Consider the following 290-nt stretch of genomic DNA (forward strand, 5'->3'; position numbering starts at 1 on the left):
ACTGTTTATTTGTTAAAAAAAGCAGTTGATCGGAGCGGAAGGTGCGAGACTCCGGAGGGCTCACCGCCCGCCCCTCGGAAAGCGAGCATCCTTCCGCGGAGATCAACTCCTCCATCCGATCGCTCATTTATCAAACACCTCGCTTACAAGACCCTCCTTTTGAGCAAGGATGATGGAAAACCTGCCAAATGTGATGGAAGATCCTAAAAATAGCCGCAAATTTCCCCTAAACGTTCCGAGGAGCACATTTTATCTTCGAAAACCACCAGGATATCTGCGAAAATCTCATT

The organism is Falsibacillus albus, assembly GCF_003668575.1.
GTDB lineage: Bacteria > Bacillota > Bacilli > Bacillales > DSM-25281 > Falsibacillus > Falsibacillus albus.